At 67.1% G+C, this 5,600-nt stretch carries 5 protein-coding genes; 4 read left to right on the top strand and 1 reads right to left on the bottom strand.

The window, feature by feature from the left end; genetic code table 11:
- Nucleotides 1-292: 292 nt before the first annotated feature.
- Nucleotides 293-2,278: a monovalent cation:proton antiporter-2 (CPA2) family protein gene (locus tag BLW02_RS19110; protein ID WP_092701635.1), complete on the bottom strand. Its 1,986-nt coding sequence runs from the start codon at nt 2,276-2,278 to the stop codon at nt 293-295.
- A gap of 48 nt (nt 2,279-2,326) precedes the next feature.
- Here BLW02_RS19110 and BLW02_RS19105 point away from each other — a divergent pair, with 48 nt between their 5' ends.
- The 4 genes from BLW02_RS19105 (at nt 2,327) to BLW02_RS19090 (ending at nt 5,393) form a co-directional block, all read left to right on the top strand.
- The gene (locus tag BLW02_RS19105) at nt 2,327-3,322 is read left to right on the top strand and encodes a KpsF/GutQ family sugar-phosphate isomerase (RefSeq protein ID WP_092701632.1); all 996 of its coding nucleotides are present in this window, start codon (nt 2,327-2,329) and stop codon (nt 3,320-3,322) included.
- A gap of 108 nt (nt 3,323-3,430) precedes the next feature.
- A complete protein-coding gene (locus tag BLW02_RS19100; protein WP_092701629.1) occupies nt 3,431-3,994 on the top strand; it encodes a KdsC family phosphatase in 564 nt (187 codons plus the stop codon).
- Nucleotides 3,991-4,584, top strand: a complete 594-nt coding sequence (gene lptC, locus BLW02_RS19095) for an LPS export ABC transporter periplasmic protein LptC (protein ID WP_092701626.1) — start codon at nt 3,991-3,993, stop codon at nt 4,582-4,584. The genes BLW02_RS19100 and lptC overlap by 4 nt, the downstream gene beginning before the upstream one ends.
- A 26-nt stretch (nt 4,585-4,610) precedes the next feature.
- Nucleotides 4,611-5,393, top strand: a complete 783-nt coding sequence (locus BLW02_RS19090; protein ID WP_092701623.1) for an SDR family oxidoreductase — start codon at nt 4,611-4,613, stop codon at nt 5,391-5,393.
- The last annotated feature ends 207 nt before the right edge of the window (nt 5,394-5,600 follow it).

Here is a 5,600-nt window from a genome sequence, read left to right as displayed (position 1 = left end):
TCGAGCGCCGCATCGACATTCACGTCGCGTTGCTCTCCCTGGCTTGCTGTGTCATCTGCGTCCGAAGGCTCTTGCCGTTTTGTTAGCCGCTCTTAGATGCGATTGCCCTGCGCTTGATATATAAGAATTAGAGCGATATTTCATTCAAATTCTGGCGCCAACCCCAGCAACTGGCGCGCCCCCAGCCAGGGATGCCGAGCAAGGGCCGCCCCGCAGCGAGGGCATCGTCTCCCTTCCCGGCGAAGCCGAGAGAAGGGGGAAGGCGCGCAGCGCCTCAGGGGGATGGCCCCAGCTACCCCCGCAGCAATTTGTCCTCGGCCAGCGCCAGCGCTGCCGGGTGCCCCGACAGCACCAGCGTGTCTCCCGCTGCCAGCAAGGCTTCGGCCACTGCGGCACCCGGATGGCCGTCGCCCCGCCGCAGATTGACCACCTGCACCCCCATGGCGGGCAGTGCCAGTCCGCCCAGCGGCTCTCCGATGACTTTGGCCCCGGGCGGCAGCGTGATGGTGGACAGGCGCTCCTGGTCGCGCTCGTTCACGGTGTCGTCGTCGGCACCATGGAAGTAGCCGCGCAGCAGCTGGTAGCGCGCATCGCGCTGGTCCTGCACCAGCCGCAACACCCGGCGCATGGGCACCCCCACCAGCGCCAGCGCGTGGCTGGCCAGCATGAGCGAGCCCTCGATGGCTTCGGGCACCACCTCGGTGGCACCGGCGGCCTGCAGCTTGTCCAGGTGCAGGTCGTCCTGGGTGCGCACCACCACGGGCACCTGCGGCGCATGGGTCCGCGTGCTGGCCAGCACCTTGAGCGCCGACGGCACATCCAGGTAGGTCACCGCCACCGCGCTGGCGCGCACCAGGCCGGCGGCCATCAGCGCCTGCAGGCGGGTGGCATCCCCGTAGACCACCGAATGGCCGGCGGCGGCGGCCTGGCGCACGCGGTCGGGATCCAGGTCGAGCGCCATGTAGGGGATGCCTTCGCGGTCCAGCATCCGGGCCAGGTTCTGGCCGCAGCGGCCAAAGCCGCAAATGATCACATGCTTGCTGGTGTTGATGGACTTGCGTGCGATGGTGGTCATCTGCAGCGACTGCTGCAGCCAGTCGCTGGCCACCAGCCTCATCACGATGCGGTTGCTGTACATGATGAGAAACGGCGTGGCCAGCATCGACAGCACCATGGCCGCCAGAATGGGGTTCATCAGCGCCGGCTGCACCAGGCCGTTGCTCTGCGTGAGCGACAGCAGCACAAAGCCGAACTCGCCCGCCTGCGCCAGGTACAGCCCCGTGCGCAAGGCCACCCCGGTGGTGGCGCCCATGGCGCGCGCCAGCACCAGGATGAGCACCAGCTTGAGCAGCAGCGGCACCGTGACCAGCACCAGCACCAGCGCCCAGCGGTCCACCAGGATATGCCAGTCCAGCATCATGCCGATGGTGATGAAGAACAGGCCCAGCAGCACGTCGTGGAACGGGCGGATGTCGGTGCCCACCTGGTGCCGGTATTCGGTTTCCGAAACCAGCACCCCGGCAATGAAGGCGCCCAGGGCCAGGCTCAGGCCTGCCAGCTCGGTCAGCCAGGCCAGCCCCAGCGTGATCAGCAGCAGGTTCAGCATGAACAGCTCGTCGCTCTTGCGACGCGCCACCTGCGTGAGCCACCATCGCATCAGGCGCTGGCCGCCCGACAGCAGCAGGCCCACCAGCACCACGGCCTTGAGCAGGGCCAGCCCCAGGGCCGTCAGCAGGTGGTCGGGCGATGAGCCCAGGGCCGGAATCAGCACCAGCAGGGGCACCACTGCCAGGTCCTGGAACAGCAGGATGCCCATCACGCGGCGGCCATGCTCGCTTTCGAGTTCGGACCGCTCGGCCATCAGCTTGACGACGATGGCCGTGCTGCTCATGGCCAGCACACCCGACAGTGCCAGGGCCGACTGCCAGTGCATTTCCCACACACCGCCCACCAGGCGCGCCAGCGCCAGCGCCAGAGCGGTGACCACCAGCATGCTCAGCCCCACCTGCAGCAGCCCCAGGCCGAACACCTGGCGGCGCATGGCGCGCAGCTTGGGCAGGCTGAATTCCAGCCCGATGGCAAACATCAGGAACACCACCCCGAACTCGCCGAGGTGGCGCACGCCTTCCGAGTTCTGGGCCAGCGCCAGCGCATGGGGGCCGATCAGCACCCCGGCGGCTAGGTAGCCCAGCATGGGCGGCAGCTTGAGGCTGCGGCACGCCACCACGCCCAACACTGCGGCCAGGAGGTACAGCAAGGTCAGCGCGAGTGAGGACATGGACCGATGCTATCCGAGCCCGTGCACCCCGGTCGATAGAATCCGCGCATGACTTCCGCCGCCCATTTCCCCCTTGATCCGGATCAGGTCCTGCGCCTGGCGCGGGAAACGTTTGACATCGAGGCCGCTGCCCTCACGGGGCTGGCGGCACGCCTGGACGGCAGTTTCGTGCAGGCCGTGCAGCGGGTGCTGCATACCGCGGGGCGCGTGGTGGTCATGGGTATGGGCAAGAGCGGCCATATCGGGCGCAAGATCGCGGCCACGCTGGCGTCCACCGGCACGCCGGCATTCTTTGTGCACCCCGCCGAGGCCAGCCACGGCGATCTGGGCATGGTGACGGCGGAAGACCTGGTGCTGGCCATCTCCAACAGCGGCGAAAGCGGCGAGCTCACGGCGCTGCTGCCGGTGCTCAAGCGCCTGGGGGTGCCCCTGATCGCCATGACGGGCGGCCCGCACTCCACGCTGGCCCGCCACGCCGACCTCACGCTCGACTGCAGCGTGGAGCGCGAAGCCTGCCCGCTGAACCTCGCGCCCACGGCCAGCACCACTGCTCAACTGGCCATGGGCGATGCCCTGGCCGTGGCCCTGCTCGATGCGCGCGGCTTTCGTCCGGAAGACTTTGCCCGTTCGCACCCCGGCGGCGCCCTGGGCCGCAAGCTGCTGACGCATGTGAGCGATGTCATGCGCTCCGGCGACGCCGTTCCCCGGGTTCTGCCCGAGGCCTCGTTCAGTGCGTTGATGCGGGAGATGAGTGCCAAGGGGCTGGGCTGCGCCGCCGTGGTCGATGGCGCGGGGCAGGTGCAGGGGATCTTCACCGACGGTGACTTGCGCCGCCGCATCGAAGCGGGCGCCGACCTGCGCACGGCCACGGCCGCCCAGGTCATGCATGCCACACCCCGCCGCATTGCGCCCGACGCCCTGGCCGTCAATGCCGCCGAAATGATGGAAACCCTCGGCATCACCAGCGTGCTGGTGGTAGGTGCCGACGGCACGCTGGAAGGCGTGGTCCACATCCGCGATCTCATGCGCGCGAAAGTCATATGACCCCCCTGAGCCGCTGCGCGCCTTCCCCCCTGAGGGGGACGCACCCGGTGGCCCGGCAAAGCCGGTTCCACGGGTGCACTGGCCTAGACTGTGACTGTCCCCTTTGCCATGCCCTTTGTTGAAATGACCCTGCCCGTACTGCAATTTCCTCCCGAGCTGCTCCTGCAGGCGCAGGGCGTGCGCGTGGCCTTTTTTGATGTGGACGGGGTGCTGACCGATGGCGGCCTGTACATCAGCGAAGCCGGCGAAACGCTCAAGCGCTTCAACACCCTGGACGGGCACGGTCTCAAATTGCTGCAAAAGGCCGGCATCACCCCGGCCGTGATCACCGGCCGCGATTCGGCCCCGCTGCGCCTGCGGCTGCAGGCGTTGGGTGTCGAGCATGCCGTGTTCGGTACCGAAGACAAGCGGCCCGCCGCCGAGCAGATGCTGGCCAATCTGGGACTGGACTGGACGCAGGCGGCCGCCATGGGCGACGACTGGCCGGATCTGCCCGTCATGCGCCGCTGTGCCCTGGCCTGTGCACCCGCCAATGCCCATGTGGAGGTGCGCCATGTGGCCCACCACACCACCCAGGCGCGCGGCGGAGAGGGCGCTGCGCGCGAGTTCTGCGACCTGCTGCTGGTGGCCAGTGGCCGCTATGCAGCCCTGCTGGCGGGCTACACCCTATGAGCCCCTTGCTGCGCCAAGGCTGGGAGCGGTTCACGCTGTATCTCCCGATCATCCTCATGGGACTGCTGGCCATGGGCACCTGGTGGCTGGTGCGCAATGCCCCCGCGCCCCTGCCACCAGCGAGCGAGCCCAGCCAACTGCACGAGCCCGACTATTTCATGAAGGGATTTTCGGTCAAGAGCTTTGATGCCACGGGGCGCATGCAAAGCGAGGTGACGGGTGACGTGGGGCGGCATTATCCCGACTCCGATACCCTGGAGATCGACAACGTGCGCATGCGATCGGTGACGCCGCAGGGCGTGCTCACCGTGGCCACGGCCCGTCGCGCCCTGAGCAATGGCGACGGCTCGGAGGTTCAGCTTTTTGGCAACGCGGTGGTCACGCGCGAGGTCCAGCCGCGCCTGGAGTTCCGTGGCGAATTCCTGCACGCATTTACCCAGGCCGAGCGTGTTCGTTCCGACCAGCCCGTCGTGCTCACGCGTGGCAACGACCGGTTCACGGCCGATGCCATGGAATATGACAACCTGGACCAGGTGCTCCAGCTGCGCGGGCGTGTGCGGGGCGTGCTGATGCCCGCTGCGACGCGATAGCTGGCCCGCAGCACCAGGCGGCCCCCATGACGGCTCCTCTTGTTTTCATCACGGGTGCCTCCAGCGGCATTGGCCAGGCCCTGGCCCTGCGCTTTTACCGGCAAGGCTACCGGCTGGCGCTGGTGGCACGGCGCACAGCAGAGATCAAATCATGGGCTGGCGCTCAAGGTATCAGCGCCGATAGCTATGAAATTTATTGTGCTGATGTGTCCGTACCCGCCAGCATCATGGCGGCAGGCCAGGATTGCATCGCGCGCCAGGGGTTGCCCGACGTGGTGGTTGCCAACGCCGGCATCAGCGTGGGCATGGACACCGCCGTCCGTGCCGACATCGATGTCATGGCGCGCACCTTTGCCACCAACAACATCGGCATGGCGGCCACCTTCCAGCCGTTTGTGGAGGGCATGGTGCAACGCCGCGGCGGTACCCTGGTGGGAATCGGCAGCGTGGCGGGAATTCGCGGTTTGCCAGGGCATGGGGCGTATTGCGCCAGCAAGGCGGCGGTCATCAGCTATTGCGAGAGCCTGCGCGGCGAAATGCGCCCGCATGGGGTGCGCGTGGTCACCATTTCACCGGGCTATGTCGACACACCGCTCACGCGCCAGAACCGCTATGCCATGCCGTTTCTGATGCGTGCCGATGATTTTGCCGACCGCGCGTTCAAGGCCATCGCCGCGGGTGCGCGCTACCGTGTCATCCCCTGGCAAATGGGCATGGTCGCCAAGCTGCTGCGCATGCTTCCGAACGCGGTGTTCGACCCCCTGCTGGCCGGCCGTCCCCGCAAGCAACGCCAGGGCGCAGAGCCGTAGCTGCGGTGGGCGGGAGCAGGGCGGTCTTTGGAATGGCGTGCCGGTTACGGAAAGCTGGGCGCGCTGGCGCGAACATCCCAAGTTTCCGGCCATGAAAAAAGCCCCCGAAGGGCAATGCCAGTCAGTTAAGCTTGGCTTGATCTGATTGGCAGTAAAAAGGGAACGTGTTTCACGTTCCCTTTTTATTTTGTCGATCCTGCTGCAAAA

The organism is Acidovorax soli, assembly GCF_900107605.1.
Lineage (GTDB): Bacteria > Pseudomonadota > Gammaproteobacteria > Burkholderiales > Burkholderiaceae_C > Acidovorax > Acidovorax soli.
Note: the sequence above shows the minus strand (reverse complement) of the source record. Positions and strands in the feature narration are given on the sequence as shown.

What these genes read in the sequence shown, in the direction of transcription:
- BLW02_RS19110 (WP_092701635.1), bottom strand. Translation starts at nt 2,278, where the DNA reads ATGTCCTCACTCGCGCTGACCTTGCTGTACCTCCTGGCCGCAGTGTTG.
- BLW02_RS19105 (WP_092701632.1), top strand. Translation starts at nt 2,327, where the DNA reads ATGACTTCCGCCGCCCATTTCCCCCTTGATCCGGATCAGGTCCTGCGC.
- BLW02_RS19100 (WP_092701629.1), top strand. Translation starts at nt 3,431, where the DNA reads ATGCCCTTTGTTGAAATGACCCTGCCCGTACTGCAATTTCCTCCCGAG.
- lptC (WP_092701626.1), top strand. Translation starts at nt 3,991, where the DNA reads ATGAGCCCCTTGCTGCGCCAAGGCTGGGAGCGGTTCACGCTGTATCTC.
- BLW02_RS19090 (WP_092701623.1), top strand. Translation starts at nt 4,611, where the DNA reads ATGACGGCTCCTCTTGTTTTCATCACGGGTGCCTCCAGCGGCATTGGC.